The organism is Okeania sp. (genome assembly GCF_035285525.1).
Classification (GTDB): Bacteria; Cyanobacteriota; Cyanobacteriia; order Cyanobacteriales; family Microcoleaceae; genus Trichodesmium.
Map to the genome: position 1 here is coordinate 1 of NZ_JAYKGW010000144.1, position 18,738 is coordinate 18,738.

Below are 18,738 nucleotides of genomic sequence, written 5' to 3' on the forward strand. Positions count from 1 at the left end.
GGGGTTTTTCAAGTGAGTTAAGCAGTTTTCCTAAAGTGAAATAAACCCGCCCCCCATATTAGTAGGGGGGGTTTTTCAAGTAAGTTAAGCAGTTTTCCTAAAGTGAAATAAACCCGCCCCCCATATCAATAACATGAGGACTATTTCCGACACTCCCCTACTCCCCTACTCCTCCACTCTTCCACTCGCTCCCAAACCTGTTCCCATAAATCGGAAGCATCCGCATCAAACCATTCAATCTCTGAATATGCTCGAAACCAAGTCCGTTGTCGTTTGGCAAACTGACGAGTATGTAAAACTGTTGCCTCGATCGCTTCCTTCAAACTAATATCTCCTGCCAAATATTGTTTCATTTCCCCATAACCCAAAGTTTCCAACAACGGCAACTCCGTACCATATTTTTCACACAAAAATTTTACCTCCTCCACTAACCCAACTTCCACCATTTTCTCAGTTCGATGACGAATACGTTCTCCCAAAACCTCCACATCACAATCTAACCCAATCTGTAAAATTGGATAATCTGGAGGATTTTCTCCCTGTTGTTGAGAAATGGGTTTCCCAGTCACATAAAATACTTCCAATGCTCGTAAAGTTCTCACCAGATCATTAGGGTGAATTTTCTCAGCAGCAATCCCATCAACCTGCTGCAACATTTTGTAACATTGATTTTGACCTAAATGTGATAAATGCGAGCGCAATTTTTCATTAGGTCCAACTCTAGGAATCTTCAAACCTTTAACTATTGCCTTAATGTACAAACCCGTACCCCCTACTAACAAAGGAGGTTGAGCAAAATTAGTGTCACCAGTAGAGTCATTAAAATAGGAGTTAGGCAAACTCGCCAAGAAACCGGGTTTATTGCCCTGATTGTTGTTCAAACCAGGAAACTTAGTTGATAAACCCGGTTTCTGCATAAGTCTTGAAATTAAATGTTGTGTTTGTTCCTGATATTCTGCTAATGTTAAAGTCTTTGTTGGTTCACAAATATCTATTAAATAATGAGGTACTAATTTCCGTTCTGTTATAGTTGGTTTTGCCGTGCCAATATTAAAATCTTTATAAACTTGACGGGAATCTGCACTGAGAATTACTGAATCCAATCTCTGGGCCAAATCCAAAGCTAATCCAGATTTACCCGTAGCAGTTGGCCCGCAAATAGTAATTAAAGTCAAAATTCAAAATTCATGCATTCAAAAGTTAAGACTAAAAGAAATTATTAGTTAGTCTATAATATTAACACTTATTTATTTATGCAAAGAAACCAGGTTTATGGGTTGGTTTTTCGATTTTTCCCTTTTAGCCTTGATAAACCCCATTTTTGAGTATCACTCCTACTGACTCCTGACTCCTGACTCCTGAATACTATCTACATACCCTAAATAAATTTCTTCCCAAAATACTCTATAGTCGCATTGAAGGCATTTATGCTATAATTTACAAGAAAAATTTCATTTATTAACGAAAGTTAGTATTAAAGCCATTATAGGGAGAGATATTGCTATGGCCAGCAACAATTATGGCGCTGAACAAATACAAGTTCTGGAAGGTCTGGAAGCGGTAAGGAAGCGACCGGGAATGTACATTGGTTCCACGGGGCCTCGTGGACTCCATCATCTAATCTACGAAGTAGTTGATAACTCCATTGATGAGGCACTTGCTGGTTATTGCACCCACATTGAAGTTGACCTAAATGAAGATGGGTCTGTCAAAATTACAGATGATGGCCGGGGTATTCCAGTTGATACCCATTCTAAAACAGGTAAGTCTGCTTTGGAAACAGTTATGACTGTTCTCCACGCTGGAGGTAAGTTTGGTGGAGGTGGATATAAAGTTTCTGGGGGATTACATGGTGTGGGGGTTTCCGTCGTGAATGCTTTGTCAGAATGGGTAGAGGTAACGGTTTGGCGGGATAAAAAGACACATATTCAAGGTTATGAACGTGGTAAACCTACCGGGGACTTAACATCTAAATCTAATAAAGAAAAGCGCACAGGTACATCAGTACATTTTTTGCCAGATGAGGAAATTTTTACTACAGGTATCGAATTTGACTACAATACCATAGTTGGTCGTCTGCGAGAACTAGCATATTTGAATGCAGGTGTCAAGATTACAATTACAGATCATCGCCTGGAGTTACTCAAAAGTGATGAACCGCGAGTAGAGTCTTATTGTTATGAGGGTGGTATTAAGGAATATGTCACTTACATGAACCGGGAAAAACAACCTTTGCATGAAGAAGTGATTTTTGTGCAAGGAGAAAAGAATGATGTGCAAGTGGAAGTAGCTTTGCAATGGTGTGTGGATGCTTTTAGTGATAATGTTCTGGGTTTTGCTAACAATATTAGAACTGTTGATGGTGGTACTCATTTGGAGGGTTTAAAAACTGTTTTAACCAGAACCATGAATGGTATTGCTCGAAAGCGGAATAAACTTAAAGAAAGTGAGGCAAATTTAGGTGGTGAAAATGTTAGGGAAGGATTAACAGCAGTTATTTCTGTGAAGGTTCCAGAACCAGAATTTGAAGGTCAAACTAAAACTAAATTAGGCAATACTGAAGTGAGGGGTATTGTTGATTCTTTGGTGGGAGAAGTTTTAACTGAATATTTCGACTTTAATCCTCAAGTTGCAGATGCAGTTTTAGAGAAAGCTATTCAAGCTTTTAAAGCAGCAGAAGCAGCTCGTCGAGCGAGGGATTTAGTGAGGAGAAAATCAGTTTTAGAATCTTCTCCATTACCAGGAAAACTGGCAGATTGCAGTACGAAAAACCCTGAAGAATCAGAGATTTACCTCGTCGAAGGCGATAGTGCATCTGGCTGTTTTTATGGCAATCAACAAGTTATTTTAGCTGATGGACGTAGACTTAGCTTTATAGAAATAGTAGCCGAACAAGCAGAGGGTAAAGAACATTTTTGTTACACAATTAATGAGAGTGGAAATGTGGCAATTGAACGGATAATTAATGCTAGAATAACTAAGAAAAATGCCACGGTAATTAAGATAACTTTGGATAATAATGAAACTATAATTTGTACTCCAGATCATCCTTTTATGCTCAGAGATGGTAGTTATAAACCAGCAGCTTTATTAACACCAAGTGATTCTTTAATGCCTCTGTATCAAAAGTTATCTCAAAAGACAGAAACTGGTGATGGATTAGATGGTTATGAAATGATCTGGAATCCTCAAAAAGAACGTTGGATTTATACACATTTGTTGGCAGATTTTTATAACTTGGGACTTACGCAAACGAATCCAGAAACCGGGTTTTTGAGTCAATGTTTTAAAAACCCGGTTTCTTTGCTTAAGTCCCCTGAGTCAGTAGATGGAAACCACGATCATCATGTTGATTTTAATAAACTGAATAATAATCCTAATAATATTCAGCGACTTCCAACTGAGGAAGACTTGGCATTCCAGAGGGAAAATCTTGAGTTCACATCTCGCTGCTCTGAAAGAGACGAACTTTTAGCACAAGATGCTATTCGTAACTATAATCATCGGGTTGTTTCTATCGAACCGTTGACAGAGCGACAAGATGTTTATGATATAGAAGTTCCCAATACTCATAATTTTGCTCTAGCGAGTGGAGTTTTTGTGCATAATAGTGCTAAACAAGGTCGCGATCGCCGTTTCCAAGCTATATTGCCGTTGCGAGGTAAAATTATCAACATTGAAAAAACGGACGATGCCAAAATCTACAAAAATAATGAAATTCAATCTATGATTACAGCTTTAGGTTTAGGTATCAAAGGCGAAGAGTTTGATCCTTCTCAACTGCGCTATCATAAGGTAATTATTATGACTGATGCTGATGTTGATGGTTCCCACATCCGCACATTGTTGTTGACCTTTTTCTACCGATACCAAAGAGCATTAGTAGACCAGGGTTATATCTATATTGCTTGTCCTCCATTGTACAAAGTGGAACGGGGTAAGAATCATTATTATTGTTATAGCGATCGCGAACTTGAACAACTGATTGCCAATGAGTTTCCTGGGAATGCCAACTATACTATCCAACGATTTAAAGGTTTGGGTGAAATGATGCCAGTTCAGTTGTGGGATACAACCATGAACCCTGATACTCGGACATTGAAGCGGGTAGAAATTGAAGATGCTGCGGAAGCGGATCGGATATTTACCGTTTTGATGGGCGATCGGGTGGCGCCGAGACGTGAGTTTATTGAGACTTACGGACCTAAATTGAAGATTACGGACTTGGATATTTAATATTTAATATTTAATATTTAATAATTGATAATTGATAATTGATAATGAGTAATGAATAACAGATGAATCATCGAAGTGGATAATGAAAACTATCTCTAATTATCAATTATCTGTTGGTAAGTTTTTATCCTAGGGGTTTGGTCTCCAAACCCAAGCAAAAATTTAGTATTATTATAGTGACTTAAATTATGTTATTCAATTTGTATCACCACAAGTTCTATAATACCTATCCTTCCTTTCACATTATAAAATCTTGATAACTTTTAGTAAAATCAACAGTTATCTAACATAGTGATAGTAAGAATATATATTTTTTCTGTACCCCACACTTTCCCAATTATTTATTCCATTACTATCTACCATCATCAGATTAACTACTCTGCTCAACGCTGTATATTTGCTTCCATAGAACTAAACAAAGAAGGACCTTTTAAAATACCACTACTGGAGTAATATCGATCTTTGTCTAGGCGGAGTAAAGTTTCAAAACCACTACGACGTTGGGGGTCATTTCCTAGTACCCAATACCTCTGAATAATTGAATTAAGACCAAGCCATCCTTCCCCTTCAACTTTTCCCAGGTCACTGTGTTGTATAACAAAGGTATAGCGTTGTTCATTATTGTCAAGACGTCCTTTATAATCTAAAGAAATGTCCTTAAGTTCTTGACTAGGAAATATTAATTCTGTTTTCATAGAGAACCAATCTGTACGATCCCATGTCACGATAGTTTTACCCTCAACAGCAATCAACATTCCATCGCGCTTCAGCCAATGTCCTTTTATCTTCCATGTGCCTGATTCTAATATATATGTATGAACCACAGTCCTATTCCTATACTGTTAATGCTAGTTTAATCAAGTTTACGGCTTGGACGCCTAACCATTACCATTAGGTCAGGTGGGTAGTAAAGCTGCCATTATTACCCATTGTATCTAGTCAACTAAAAGGATACAGACTCAGGAAAAATATTTGGCTAATTATACTAAAAGTCCAATGGCTTTTTTTACCTAGCCAGAAAAATTAAGTAGATTTACTTACCAAGTATAGTTTTAGCAATACACCAGTATTTTAGACTATCTCAAGGAGTTGTATACAAAAATTAGGAGTAGTTTAATAATTAATAATTAATAATTACCTATTCTTATAGGGAAAAGGATTAGCTCAAAAGAATTTTTTCTTTATATTAAAGTAAGGGTTAGGAGTTAGGTATTTTTACTTAAAAATGAGCACGGAGGGATTTGAACCCCCGACACCCAGAACCGGAATCTGGTGCTCTATCCACTGAGCTACGCGCCCTAAACATCTTAAAGATAAGGATAGCATTTCTAGTGTAAAAGTAGCAATAGGAAAATTATTATTTTTCCTTAAAGGGTCATTTCAGTTATCAGTTAAGAGTTACCAGTTATCAGTACCTCTGGTTTTAGCTATTACCTACAGGACTTAAGCAGAACCACCATAACCATATATAATATAGTAGTGGCGATTCGCGCAATAAATATAGTAGCATTCTACAGGAAATTGCCACTACAGATGGTGTATGATTTGATATTTTGCGTAAGTCCTGACCCAGATATTTCTTAACATAAAACTTGACAAAATTGACAAGTTATGCACAAGTCTTAGTTCGACTTTTTCGGGAGAAAAATGTATGAAAAAACACTTTTTTTTGTGATTGCTTAAACTTGTTTTACCCAAGGATTAATAATTAAATAATTCGGGGCTTGAAGCCTCCCCTTGGAAGGGGAAAAAATTTATTTTTTCCTTTTATTTAATCCTATCCGTTTTTAGGGAGAGGTAATTATCAATTATCCATTATTGAATTAGCTACTATCATTTTTTCTCCTTTCTCCCCTACTCTCTTTTCCCCCTTCCCCTTCTGGGAGGGGCTAGGGGTGTGTCTCAAACTTTTTAAGAGTTATGGGTAAGGGATAGCTGAAAAGGGAAGGCTTTAGACCCAAATTTTCGGTAAAATTGTCACTGTACGATTTTGGACTGTAACAAAAGCATGGAAACAACTTATCATAACTTAGTAGCCAAATTAAAATCCTTATCAGAAAATTTTCCTAATTTAGGTATTCGTCTCTCCATAGCAGCTAAAGAACTACAAAATATAGGTACTCCCTTTTCAGAAAGTTTACTAGAAGAACTGATGGCCTATAATAAAGATTTTACTGAAATCAAAGAACAGGGACTAAAACTAGCAGAAACATCTCAAATTTCTACTGGGGCAATATTTTCCTTGACAGACTTAGAAAACTTAATTACAGCAGTTACACAAAATACAGAATCATCTGACTCCTTAGCAACAACATCTAAAAGTAAATTACCTGTACTGGAAGACTTAGAGCGAACTAAAAATATTACTAATCAATCAACCGATTCTCAAAAATCAACTACTGCAAACTTACAACCTTTAATAGTAGTACCTTCTGGTGGTAGTGAACCTACTCAAACACCTATTGATGATCCAGATATAATTATTTTAGAAGCTCCGACACCAGCAAAAGCTCAAGAAGAAATTATTATTGTTCCTGGTGTCGAAACGCCTCAAAATTCTCCTCAACAAATTCAAAGACCAAATGTTATGTTTGGAGAAACTACTAATAAACTCTCAGAAAGTTCTGTAGGATTAAAAATTATAGTTCATATACAAAATTTCGGCGATCGCTCTTTTGCTGCTGGAGAATATGCAGGTACTCGTGGTCAAGGTTACCGTGTGGAAGCTTTTCAAATTAACATAGAACCCCCCATTGCTGGATTAAATTTAGAATATATGGCAAATATTGGTGGAGTTGGCGATACTCCTTGGTTAGAAGCTGGAAAACTCGCCGGGGAACGTGGAAGAGCGCGTAGGTTAGAAGGATTTGCCATACGACTTACAGGTTCTCAAGGCAGTAGTTATGATATATTCTACACTGCTCATGTGCAAAATATTGGAGATTCGCCGGTTTATACCAATGGTCAATACTGTGGTACTCGCAATAAATCTCTGAGAATAGAGGGAATGAAAGTTTGGATAGAACCTAAAAGCTAGCAGTGAGGAGAGAGGGAAGTGCAGGAGGTGTGGGAAGTGTGGGGAGAGATTAAAAGTAGGACAGGACTTACGCAAAGGTACTATATCATAGATATAGAGTTTTTTAACTATTGCGCAATAGTTAAAAGCACTATATCTAGGGTCGCTGCGTAAGTCCTGTAGGAAAAATAATTATTAAACAACTAATAATTGTTACGCAACAGACTTTGAATCTTGGTAACTATTGAGGTGTTATTAAGGTGTTAAAGTATAGCTTAAGTCAAGCATTACTTTTAGTAATTGCTATAAGGTTTTTATCCTCTTAAAGTTTCTTCTTTCTTGCTTTGAACAATTAATAATTAATAATTACCCCTTCTTTAAAGAAGGGGATTGACGAATATAGCAACCCTAAACTGAACTGTATTTAGTTATCATCAATAAAAATTTTTAATTAGTGCTAATGTTTCCTGATTTTTTACCAAAATTAACTGCAAATCTGAGTGAATCTACATCTATTTATTTTGCTGAAAATATTCAGTCTAAATTAATTTATACTTCTCTTATTTCTCAACCAATTAATACAACTTTTGTATCTAAAGGTAAGGGTGGTACTCCAATTTTATTACTGCATGGTTTTGATAGTTCTATTTTTGAATTTCGTCGCCTTTTACCATTACTTGCTACTGAAAATGAAACTTGGGCAGTAGATTTATTAGGGTTTGGTTTTACAGATAGATTACCTAATTTAAAAATTAATCCAAGAGCGATCGCTACTCATGTTTATTGTGTCTGGAAAAGTTTAATTAATCAACCTATTATTTTAGTAGGTGCTTCTATGGGTGGTGCTGCTGCTATTGATTTTACTTTAAATTATCCAGAATTTGTGCAAAAATTAGTATTAATTGATAGTGTTGGATTGAAAAATAATCCGATTATTAGTAAGTTTATATTTCCCCCACTTGACTATTTCGCTACAGAATTTTTGCGTCGTCCCCAGGTACGACAAAATATTAGTCGTAGTGCTTATTTTGATAAAAGTTTTGCAACTTTAGATGCTAATATTTGTGCTAGATTACATTTAGAAATGCCTGGTTGGAATCAAGCCTTAATTTCTTTTACTAAAAGTGGTGGGTATGGTAATTTCAAACAAAAATTACATTTGATTCAGCAACAAACTTTGATTTTGTGGGGAGAGAATGATAATATTTTAGGTACTGGTGATGCTGCTAAATTGGAAGAAGCGATCGCTAATTCTCAACTGATTTGGATTTCTAATTGTGGTCATGTTCCTCATTTGGAAAAAGCAGAAGTTACTGCTAATTATATTCTGGATTTTATAAGAGAAAACTAATGACAAATTTCTTAAATTTAGATGTTAAAATTGAAATACCATAACTAAAATGAATCCAGAAAAATTTCAAAATACCCCTACAGGAAAATTCGTACAAGTTGCAGACAATCAAAATTCTTGCTTCGCTTTTGTTCCTCATCCTCTACCACCAAAACTAGAATTAGATATAGAAATTTTTAATGCTTCATCTGAAGCTTCTTTAGCTTTAGGAGAACTAGCAGGTTTAGGACGTACTATGCCTAATCCAAATCTTTTAATTCGTCCCTTCATTCGTCGTGAGGCAGTATTATCTTCTCGTATCGAAGGAACACAAGCTGATATCACAAACCTTTATGCCTATGAAACAGGACAAGGACAATTAACTTTCCCTGGTGTGCTTCCTCCTACTTCAAAATCTGATGTGCAAGAAGTTCTTAATTATGTGCGGACACTAGAATATGGTTTAGAAAGACTCAAAACATTGCCAGTATGCTTGCGTTTTCTTTGTGAACTTCACGAACGTTTAGTTACTGGAGTAAGAGTTGAAACAGCTACTCCAGGAGAGTTTCGGAAAATTCAAAACTGGATTGCTTCAGAAGGAACGAGTATAAATGAGGCTAGGTTTATACCTCCTCCAACGCCAGAAATGCAAGAGTGTCTTAGACAGTTAGAGGTATATTTGAACAATAAGTGTATTTATCCACCACTTATACGCATAGGTTTAATTCATTATCAATTTGAAACTATTCATCCATTTTTAGATGGCAATGGGCGCATAGGAAGACTGTTAATTTCTCTTTTGCTCTTAAGTTGGAATCTTTTGCCTCTTCCTCTACTTTATCTGAGTGCTTTTTTTGAGCGTAACCGTCAAATGTACTACGATTTAATGCTGAATGTTAGTCGGAACGGTGGTTGGCGTGATTGGTTGATTTTTTTTACAGGGGGTGACAGAACAATCTAAAGACGCTGTTATTCGTTCAAAACAGTTGCAAGACTTACAAATAAAGTGGCGAGAAAAGTTAACTCAACCCCGTGGTTCAGTTTCACCTCTACGTTTAGTTGATAGTTTGTTTGAATCGCCAATACTTACTATTCCTCAAGCTCAGGAGATTTTGTCTGTCACCTATAAATCTGCACAGCAAAATGTTGAAAAACTTGTGACAGCAGGCATTTTAGTACAAGCAAGTGAAACTTCATACGGCAAAGTTTTTTAGCACCAGAGGTTCTAAAAATCATTGGTGAATAATAGGCAAATTATACTTTCAGCGACGAAAGTATAATTTGCTTTGGGACAATTATACTTATGTATCATTCTGGTAAAAATCAAGAATATATTTTGAATTTATTTTTTTATCTAGAACACTAACTGGAGAGGGAAATATACTATAAATTCGTAACTTGTAGCGATCTAAGTATAAGTATTAGCTGTATTATAAAGGTGAAGTGATAAATAAGAGACCAAAAAAGTTATAAGATTAAGTATAACTATACAAAAAAATATAATCATTTGTTTTTTTATTTGACGATATATTTTTGAGAACCAAACCTTGTCTTTATTGAGAAAACCATACTATAGTATACTATGTTTTATTATTTTATATTTTATATTTTTCCAGGGAGACTTGTAGCATGGGTTTTGTTAAGGAAATTGTCTCTAGTGTTGATAGTAGTTCAGATGTAAGTAGCGAGATCAAGGAAACGCTCAATATTCTTATGAATCTGGCTGAAGCAAAAACTTTAGTATTTGAGACGGAAATAGAAAAAGACCTTCAAATGGGGAAAACGAGTGACAAAAATTTGAATATTTCAGTTACTAAGGTAATTCAAAAAAAGTCTCAATGCCGCGCCAAAACAAGTCAAGAAGTTCCTTTTGTAGAAAAAATTCAAGAAGCCTTAAAAAACTTATTTTCTAGCGATCCGAAAATTTTCTCTGCTGTTTCAGATGTTATCAATTCAAGTCTACAATTGATTATAGGAACTGGTGAGGGAACACAATCAATAGTTAAAGTCTACGAAGTTGTTGCTGAGTATCCTGCCATCGTTAGATTTGATTTCTGGTTCTGGGGACAGAATATTAAATCAGAATCGTTAAAGAAACATATGGAAAGTGTTTTTTCTTGTGTCGCTTACAAATCAGCTGTTGATGTCCAAAAGTTGACTTTTAATGAATTTCTTTCTTTGTATGGCACAGTTCTAAATAAAGCCTTTGGAGCAGAGCACGATAAAATAAAAGATTTTATCGCTCAATCTCAAGAAATCTACAAGCTTTTAAAAGAGGAAGATACTTCGCTTGGAGCACCAATATCATCTCATAAAGATACTTCGCTTGAAGCACCATTATCAGAGTATTTGGAATTAGTTTTAAATCTTTCCCCAGATTCTAGCCACATTTATCACAAATTGATATGAAAAACCGTATAATAAGGGTTTCATGCTCTTGGAGAAATGATTTTAATTTGTAATCAGGCATTTGGGCAAGATAATTTTCGTTTAATGCCTGATTTTACCTGAAATTTACCCACCCAAGAATTATACAATTAGAAGTAAAAGCTGATGCAATTGTTCAAGCGTGTATTATAGAATCTGTCGAACGTCGCGCAGATTTAGCATTTGAAGTTCAACGAACAGAATCTGACTACAACCAGATTTTCAGTGAAAACTATGAAAAAATTTTAGCAGAAAGTAGAGAAGAAATTGAAGATAGACGACTACCTGGTGATGACTTATATTTACCAGTGGGAATAAATTGATTTTTCTACAAAACTAACCAGATATATGATATTCAACTCTGTCTCAGATATCTTTATATCTGAATTTCCTCTTTAATAAAAGGCCATAATGTCTGCTTGACAAGAGATATCTGGACTTTAAAATTTTTTAGGCTGAAAATGGCTTCAAATCCAGTATTGGCAAGGCAAATACCTGAACGTGCTTAAAATGGCTGAAACCTAGATATATCAAGAAACCTCTGATTTCCAGGTAAAAGCATTGCAGTATAAAGGTTTGACCTTATTTTTAACCTTTTTTTTCCTCAAGTTTAGATATGTTGATTTTAGAATAATAATATGAAGCAATCTCACTCAACTCCTGAGATTGCTTCATACTTATAGTAAATCTTTCCTATCTATCAAACAGCTAAATAATTGAGTATTAGTCTAAGCTTACTAATTACAAAAACTCAATTATTTCAGCCATTTAGCAACATCTTTCGCATGATAAGTTAAAATCAAGTCAGTACCAGCACGCTTAAAACTCGTCATAGTTTCCATAACTACCTTTTGCTCATCGATCCAACCATTTAATGCAGCAGCCTTAATCATCGAATATTCTCCCGATACATTGTAAGCTGCTACAGGTAAATTTGTCGCTTCCTTCACTCGCCAAATAATATCCATATAAGCTAAAGCAGGTTTTACCATCAACATATCTGCTCCCTCCGCAATATCAAATTCAATCTCTTTGAGAGCTTCTCGACTATTTGCTGGATCCATTTGATAAGTTCTGCGATCGCCAAACTGAGGAGCAGAGTCAGCAGCATCTCGAAACGGTCCATAATATGACGAAGCATACTTAGCAGCATAAGATAAAATCGGAATATCCTCAAACCCTGCATCATCTAAACCAGATCTAATAGCTTGTACAAAACCATCCATCATCCCAGAAGGAGCAATAATATCAGCACCTGCTTGAGCTTGAGAAACAGCAGTTTTTTTTCAGTAATTCTAAAGTAGAGTCATTTAATACACGACCTGTTAAGTCTCCCACTTGTAAATAACCGCAATGACCATGATCTGTATACTCACACAAACAAGTATCCACAACAACCAATAAATCTGGTACTGCTTCTTTAACAGCAGTTGTCGCTTTTTGTACAATACCACAATCATGCCAAGCTCCGGTAGCTTCAGTATCCTTATCTTCAGGAATGCCAAACAAAATAATTGCCGGAATCCCCAAATCATAGACTTCCTTTGCTTCCTCAGCAATTTTGTCTACTGAAAGTTGATAAACTCCTGGCATTGATTTGACTTCATTCGCAATACCTGTTCCTGGTACAGCAAACAGTGGATAAATAAGATCGTTGACAGTTACAATATTTTCTCGTACCATGCGACGTAATTGCAAATTATTACGAAGACGGCGAGGGCGATGTACTGGAAACATATTTTTTTCTTTGATTATTATATTTTTGACTAAGGATTAAGTTTATGATGTTCCAATAGAAATATTGATGTTCATATAACAATTCTTTATATTTTAGGACTTACACGGGAGGAACCCGGTTTCTACGATAAATCGTTGTTTTGAGCAATAGAAGTCCACCCTCGTACCGGGTTTCTGGGTTCATCTGCGTAAGTCCTGAACTTTAAAAATGGCCAATTAACTATCAAAAGAAAAGTAAAGGGCAGAATATAAAAGCCGAAAATAATAATAACCTTGTAGGGACATTTTCTACAACATTCCTACTTTATGGTCTACTAATAATCAGATTTTGTCCATAAACCCAGTTGATGGGTAAATCCTCAGAATATGGCGCGGGGAAAGGATTTATGATTCATCTCCTCAGGAATTACGCAAAATAACCAAGAAACCAGGTTTATTGCCGTGATATTGTTGTTCAAACCAGGAAATATGGTTCATAAACCCGGTTTCTGCGTAAGTCCTAATCTTTTCTAAAACTATGCAACGCCCAAAATATTGTCAAATTCTCAAACAAAGTATAACATAACTACCAAATTTTAATTTTGATATTAAAATGCAGCAGCAGAAGTTAAAATCTTTGCTACTAAAATTACTTTAGGAGAATTAGCATTATGAAAGAATCAGCACTTGTGCCAATAGGAATTGTAGGTGCTTCTGGTTATGGCGGGGTGCAACTTGTGAAACTTCTCCGGGATCATCCCCAAGTTGAAGTTGTTTACTTGGGAGGAGATAGCAGTGCTGGAAAACCTTTTTCCTCAATTTATCCTCATCTAGAAGATTTTGTAGATTTAAAAGTAGAACCAATAGATGTGGACAAAATTGCCAGTAAATGCAAGATAGTTTTCCTTTCTCTACCCAATGGTTTAGCCTGGAAAATAGCACCTTCTTTATTAGAAAAAGGATGTAAAGTATTAGACTTATCTGCTGACTATCGGTTTGCTAATCTTGAAACTTATAAATCTTGGTATGGTGGTGAACGTACAGATAAAAAGATAGCTGCTACTGCTGTGTATGGTTTACCAGAGTTGTATCACGATCGCATAGCCAATGCTCAACTTATTGGTTGTCCTGGTTGCTATGTTACTGCTAGTCTCTTAGCACTTGCACCACTATTTAAACAGGGTTTGATAGTACCGGAAACTGCAATTATTGATGCGAAGTCTGGTACATCTGGAGGAGGGCGAAAGGCAAATATTAATATGTTGCTAGCTGAAGCTGATAACTCTGTTGGTGCTTATGGAGTAGCTAGTCACCGACACACTCCAGAAATTGAACAAATCTGTAGCGATCTCGCAGGTTATGATGTGAAAGTCCAGTTTACACCCCATCTAATGCCAATGGTACGGGGAATATTGGCTACAGTGTATGGTACTCTCAGAGATCCAGGGTTAGTACGAGAAGATTTGTTGACTATTTACGATAATTTTTATCGTAAAAACCCTTGGGTGAAAGTTTTACCCAGTGGCACTTATCCTCAAACTAAATGGGTTTGTGGTACTAATTCATGTTATCTGGGTATTGAGGTGGATCATCGTACTGATAGAGTGATTATTCTGTCGGCTATTGATAATCTGCTCAAAGGTCAAGCTGGACAAGGAGTTCAGTGTATGAATTTGATGATGGGTTGGGAAGAAACTTTGGGGTTGCCTCAATTGAGCTTTTATCCCTAATGGTATGGTTTTCGAGCTTCAGTAACACAACCATCTTGGTTGTTTGTAATTACTGCAATTTCGGAGGCGCGTGAGGTACAAAATTTTATTTAGTAATGAGTGGTGACACAACCTAGAAGGTTGTTACAGCAAACGAAGGCTAACTGCCAAGGGATTAAGTGTACCTCACGATCCTCATGCATTGCTGTAATTTAAGGGGGTGAATTTCAGGTTTGCTGAAAAAAACAGAGTGTGGGAAGTATGGAGAGATGGGGAATAATTTTTTTGCTCAACTTTATTTTGCCCAAAATCGTAACTTTTTGACCATAAGTAGCTCAAAGGATCGCACTTTTTTATACTCTAAAAATGCTCCTTTATTTGTAATGCTTTGCTAATTAATCAACAAAGCAATAATTAATTGAGATACAGTGTTTTTTATTTCAGCAGGACTAAAGCTATGGGAACCCAGAAACCCGGTACGAGGGTAGACGTTTACTGTTCAAAACAAGTATATGTCGTAGAAACCGGGTTCCTCCCGTGTAAGTCCTGTTCAGTAAACCACAAAGTAGGGGTTTGAAGATCAAACCCCTAATACCAATTTGAAAAAATAATGGTACAAATGAACGACTGGAAATCATTGTTAGATTTGGCACGACTACTTAATTAGAATTTTGTTGTTGAATACGGACCAACTCAGCTTTAATTCTTTCTCGCCAAGTTTCATCTTTTCTTTGAAGTTGGGTAATTACATTAAACCGAGAAACTGTCAAATTGTTTCCTTCAATAATTTTTTTAGCTTGATTGCAATAATTAACAGCAATTACCTTAATATCTTTTGGTAATCTATTTACACTGCTTTTCTCATTACAAATAATTGGTGGTACAGCTCCACCAAGACTTTGTTTTTGAAATTCATTTTGAATTTCTGTATATACTCCTACTCTTAATTTCTCAATTTGTAATACTGAATTAGCATATTTAGTTATTTCTTCAGCAGTTACACCTTGATTTATGAAGGATTCTTGAGCATAAACTGGTGCATTAGACCAAGAAATTAATGATAGATTTGAGACTCTAGGAACTATACCCGTCATTAAACCTAATGTAGACAAAGTTGCAATGAATAAAGACCGAGATATTAGTCTCTGAGGGTATAGTTCTATATTAGAAATTAATGTTTTAATGTTCATACTTCATGATTAAAGAATAAATTTTCAACTATTAAGAATTACGGAAAAAATGGGTTTATAAACTATAATTTGTCATATCAAGTGATAAATTACGTTAATAAACCCGCTCTCCTGGTTTGAAGAACGTAAATCCTAACGATATATATAGAATAATTTTAATGTGAGAAAGTTCCCAATTATACTACTTAAGTAAATATATTTAGGGTTGGCGCTAAAAAGTCTGTTAGTGAAGGTAGAGAATTGGTATAGGAACAGGCAATAAAAAAGAAGAAAAACAACTGTAGCTCATCGGTTGGGAAACTGCTGTATAATTTTTTATGTGAATATATTTCTGCTATTGAATTTCTCAATCATAATGACTACTACTATATTAGATGTTCGTAACCTCAAAGTTCAATTTACAACTGAAGAAAAACTCGTAAAAGCTGTTGAGAATATATCCTTTTCTGTCAAGAAAGGCCAAATCCTGGGAATTGTTGGAGAATCAGGTTCCGGAAAATCTGTCACCTCTTTAGCAACTATGGGTTTACTATTGGAAAAATCTTGCCAAATTAGCGGTGAAATTTGGTTTAATAATTCCGCAGAAAATTCACAAAATTATCAGCCAGTAGATTTATTACAATTACCAGAAGCAGAAAAACAACTATACCGAGGTGGGAAAATTGCCATGATTTTCCAGGAACCTATGAGTTCTCTAAACCCAGTTTATACTATAGGATTTCAATTAACAGAAGCTATTAGATTGTATCAAAGTGTTTCCGCAGCAGAAGCACGACGTAAAGCAGCATCCCTACTCCAAGAGGTAAAGCTTATTCCCAGTGATGAGGTATTGCGACAAAAATCTCTGGAGGAAATAACAGGAGATGGTTTAGGAAAATCTCCTTTTACTAAAGGAGAAGAGGTAGGCGAACGCAAAATTATGCGGCAAGTTAACCAAAAAAAGCTAGCCATCTTAGATCGTTATCCCCATGAACTGTCTGGAGGTCAAATTCAAAGGGTAATGATAGCGATGGCGATTTCTTGTAATCCGACTTTATTAATTGCAGATGAACCGACAACTGCTTTAGATGTGACAGTGCAAGCAAAAATTTTAGAGTTGTTACGGGAATTGGGAAAAAGTAGAGGAATGTCTGTGATTTTTATCTCCCACGACTTGGGGGTAATTTCCGAAATAGCTGATATGGTAGCAGTTATGTATCAAGGTAAAATAGTGGAATATGGCGACATCGGGCGAATATTTTCTCAACCACAGCATCCTTATACTAAAGGTTTATTAGCTTGTCGTCCTCCCCTAGATAAAAAAGTTTTTCGTTTACCTACTGTTTCTGATTTCATGGAAGAGGTGACAAACTCTAATGGAGAAATAGAAATTCGGGAAAAAAATGCAGCAGTAGCGCAACCAGAAAATATAGATTTGGGAAAGAAAACAGTTTCGCCAACAACTGAAAATCCGATCTTGGCAGTTAATAATTTACGAGTTGGGTTCCCAGTTAAAGGAATATTTGGTCAAACCAAACGTCTATTGATGGCAGTTAATGATGTTTCTTTTAGTGTTGCTCGCAGTGAAACTCTGGGTTTAGTGGGAGAGTCTGGTTGTGGTAAAAGTACCTTAGCGAGAGCAATACTCCAATTAATTTCGGTTACGGGTGGAGAGGTATTTTTTGAAGGTCAAGAAATTACAAAACCTCTGGGAGGAATATTGCGGAGTCTGCGACGGGATATGCAAATAATTTTTCAAGATCCTTTTGGCTCCCTCGATCCCCGTTTAACTGTGGGTGAAGCGGTGATGGAACCAATGTTAATTCATGGTGTCGGTAATCAGCAAGTGAGACGCGATCGCGCAGCATATTTATTAGAAAGGGTGGGATTAACTACTGATTCGTTAAGTCGTTATCCTTATGCTTTTTCTGGTGGGCAACGTCAACGGATTTGTATTGCTCGTGCTTTAGCATTAAATCCTAAATTAATTATTTGTGATGAGTCGGTTTCTGCTTTGGATGTATCGGTGCAAGCGCAAGTGCTGAATTTATTGAAAGAATTGCAGGATGAATTTGGGTTGACATATATTTTTATTTCCCATGATTTGAGTGTCGTCAAATTTATGAGCGATCGGATCATGGTGATGAATCAAGGTAAAATTGAAGAAATTGGTCTTGCGGAACAAGTTTATAATCAACCACAACGGGAGTATACGCGTCAACTTATTGCTTCTATTCCTACTGGAAATTTATAGAAGCCATTTGGTATCTTTGCAGGGAGTGCAGGTTTTTGCCAAAGAAAACAAGAGTCAACCCACCCCTAACCCCTCCCAGGAGGGGAAAAAGGTAGAAAAATAGTCCCATATTCATCATCTCCCCATCTTCTCTCCTAATTTTATATAACCCATTTGGGTTCTATAAATTTCTCCTTAGTGAGGTACAATCGCGCGGACAAGATGCCCGCACTATATGTTTTTCACTATTACCCTGTACATCCTTTCCCCCTGCCAGGAGGGGTTATATAGAATCTGGTTGAACAGTAGTCCCTATCGACGAAGCGGAAGCAATCTCAGAGGTTTTGCGATCTGGCTTCCTTCCACTGTGTTTCAGTCGCAATGACTTGGGTATACTAATTATCGGGATTCTATATTAGGGGTGGGTTTATTTATAAGTATTCAACCGGAAATGATATAAGTCCTGAATTTGTTTGATTATTTTTTTTGATGAAGTAGTGCAAAAATCAATTTGTTATATAGATATCAACAAATTTTTGGAGACTGCCCCAAAGCATAGGAAACTGGTTTTGTATTAAATACCACTCAGGTATTGGCATCTGTTTCCAACCAACCCCGTTTCTTGTAAAACCAGAGTGATTATTTCATAGCTTGATTGACTGACACCAAAATACAGCGCTTTCTTTTGTTATGAGGTACTCCCGTGCGAGCAAGATGCCCGCACTACAATATTTTCGCGATTTACCCTAAATTGAGCAAGTTCTATGTACTCATTAGGCTCTAAATGAATATATTGTTATGATTAGGTTCTAGTTATGTTATAGTTAAGCTATATTGTGACTAATGAGCCGTCAACTTGCGATCGCAAATCCTCAGCGTCAACCATACCCAACTGACCTGAG

11 protein-coding genes, 1 tRNA gene and 1 pseudogene are annotated in these 18,738 nt (G+C 36.2%); 8 read left to right on the plus strand and 5 right to left on the minus strand.

The genetic code is table 11. The annotated features are described in order from the left end of the window. Positions 1–140: 140 nt before the first annotated feature. The gene (gene miaA / locus VKJ25_RS13705) at positions 141–1,175 is read right to left on the minus strand and encodes a tRNA (adenosine(37)-N6)-dimethylallyltransferase MiaA (RefSeq protein WP_375340332.1); all 1,035 of its coding nucleotides are present in this window, start codon (positions 1,173–1,175) and stop codon (positions 141–143) included. A 328-nt stretch (positions 1,176–1,503) separates the two neighbouring features. Between miaA and gyrB the strand changes: the two genes are divergently transcribed. After that, the gene (gene gyrB, locus VKJ25_RS13710) at positions 1,504–4,236 is read left to right on the plus strand and encodes a DNA topoisomerase (ATP-hydrolyzing) subunit B (protein WP_324237190.1); all 2,733 of its coding nucleotides are present in this window, start codon (positions 1,504–1,506) and stop codon (positions 4,234–4,236) included. 383 nt (positions 4,237–4,619) lie between these two features. On the opposite strand, the gene VKJ25_RS13715 is transcribed toward gyrB, so the two are convergent. Beyond that, on the minus strand, positions 4,620–5,060 hold the full coding sequence (locus tag VKJ25_RS13715) for a hypothetical protein (protein WP_324237191.1): 441 nt from the start codon (positions 5,058–5,060) through the stop codon (positions 4,620–4,622). 402 nt (positions 5,061–5,462) lie between these two features. Then, positions 5,463–5,535 (minus strand) — tRNA-Arg (locus VKJ25_RS13720). 709 nt (positions 5,536–6,244) lie between these two features. Here VKJ25_RS13720 and VKJ25_RS13725 point away from each other — a divergent pair. The 5 genes from VKJ25_RS13725 to VKJ25_RS13745 all read left to right on the plus strand — a co-directional run bounded on the left by VKJ25_RS13725 (position 6,245) and on the right by VKJ25_RS13745 (position 10,991). Continuing rightward, the gene (locus VKJ25_RS13725; protein WP_324237192.1) at positions 6,245–7,273 is read left to right on the plus strand and encodes a hypothetical protein; all 1,029 of its coding nucleotides are present in this window, start codon (positions 6,245–6,247) and stop codon (positions 7,271–7,273) included. 439 nt (positions 7,274–7,712) lie between these two features. Next, positions 7,713–8,603: an alpha/beta fold hydrolase gene (locus VKJ25_RS13730; protein ID WP_324237193.1), complete on the plus strand. Its 891-nt coding sequence runs from the start codon at positions 7,713–7,715 to the stop codon at positions 8,601–8,603. A gap of 49 nt (positions 8,604–8,652) precedes the next feature. Further along, positions 8,653–9,543, plus strand: a complete 891-nt coding sequence (locus VKJ25_RS13735; protein WP_324237194.1) for a Fic family protein — start codon at positions 8,653–8,655, stop codon at positions 9,541–9,543. Beyond that, positions 9,527–9,796 (plus strand): hypothetical protein, encoded by a 270-nt coding sequence (locus tag VKJ25_RS13740; RefSeq protein ID WP_324237195.1) that lies wholly within the window; start codon positions 9,527–9,529, stop codon positions 9,794–9,796. Before VKJ25_RS13735 ends, VKJ25_RS13740 begins: the two co-directional genes overlap by 17 nt. Before the next feature lie 415 nt (positions 9,797–10,211). Beyond that, positions 10,212–10,991, plus strand: a complete 780-nt coding sequence (locus tag VKJ25_RS13745) for a hypothetical protein (protein WP_324237196.1) — start codon at positions 10,212–10,214, stop codon at positions 10,989–10,991. A gap of 773 nt (positions 10,992–11,764) precedes the next feature. On the opposite strand, the pseudogene hemB reads toward VKJ25_RS13745, so the two are convergent. Beyond that, a pseudogene (gene hemB / locus VKJ25_RS13750) lies at positions 11,765–12,746 on the minus strand (porphobilinogen synthase). Between the two features lie 650 nt (positions 12,747–13,396). Between hemB and argC the strand changes: the two are divergent. After that, positions 13,397–14,455 carry an N-acetyl-gamma-glutamyl-phosphate reductase gene (gene argC / locus VKJ25_RS13755; protein ID WP_324237197.1) on the plus strand — a complete coding sequence of 353 codons (1,059 nt, stop codon included), beginning with the start codon at positions 13,397–13,399 and terminating at the stop codon, positions 14,453–14,455. A gap of 638 nt (positions 14,456–15,093) precedes the next feature. Here argC and VKJ25_RS13760 read toward each other — a convergent pair. Continuing rightward, positions 15,094–15,624 (minus strand): DUF4168 domain-containing protein, encoded by a 531-nt coding sequence (locus tag VKJ25_RS13760; RefSeq protein ID WP_324237198.1) that lies wholly within the window; start codon positions 15,622–15,624, stop codon positions 15,094–15,096. Between the two features lie 355 nt (positions 15,625–15,979). Between VKJ25_RS13760 and VKJ25_RS13765 the strand changes: the two genes are divergently transcribed. Next, entirely contained in the window at positions 15,980–17,857 is a 1,878-nt protein-coding gene (locus tag VKJ25_RS13765; RefSeq protein ID WP_324237199.1) for an ABC transporter ATP-binding protein, read from the plus strand. The last annotated feature ends 881 nt before the right edge of the window (positions 17,858–18,738 follow it).

What these genes read in the sequence shown, in the direction of transcription:
- VKJ25_RS13760 (WP_324237198.1), bottom strand. Translation starts at nt 15,624, where the DNA reads ATGAACATTAAAACATTAATTTCTAATATAGAACTATACCCTCAGAGA.
- VKJ25_RS13730 (WP_324237193.1), top strand. Translation starts at nt 7,713, where the DNA reads ATGTTTCCTGATTTTTTACCAAAATTAACTGCAAATCTGAGTGAATCT.
- argC (WP_324237197.1), top strand. Translation starts at nt 13,397, where the DNA reads ATGAAAGAATCAGCACTTGTGCCAATAGGAATTGTAGGTGCTTCTGGT.
- VKJ25_RS13765 (WP_324237199.1), top strand. Translation starts at nt 15,980, where the DNA reads ATGACTACTACTATATTAGATGTTCGTAACCTCAAAGTTCAATTTACA.
- VKJ25_RS13725 (WP_324237192.1), top strand. Translation starts at nt 6,245, where the DNA reads ATGGAAACAACTTATCATAACTTAGTAGCCAAATTAAAATCCTTATCA.
- VKJ25_RS13735 (WP_324237194.1), top strand. Translation starts at nt 8,653, where the DNA reads ATGAATCCAGAAAAATTTCAAAATACCCCTACAGGAAAATTCGTACAA.
- gyrB (WP_324237190.1), top strand. Translation starts at nt 1,504, where the DNA reads ATGGCCAGCAACAATTATGGCGCTGAACAAATACAAGTTCTGGAAGGT.
- VKJ25_RS13745 (WP_324237196.1), top strand. Translation starts at nt 10,212, where the DNA reads ATGGGTTTTGTTAAGGAAATTGTCTCTAGTGTTGATAGTAGTTCAGAT.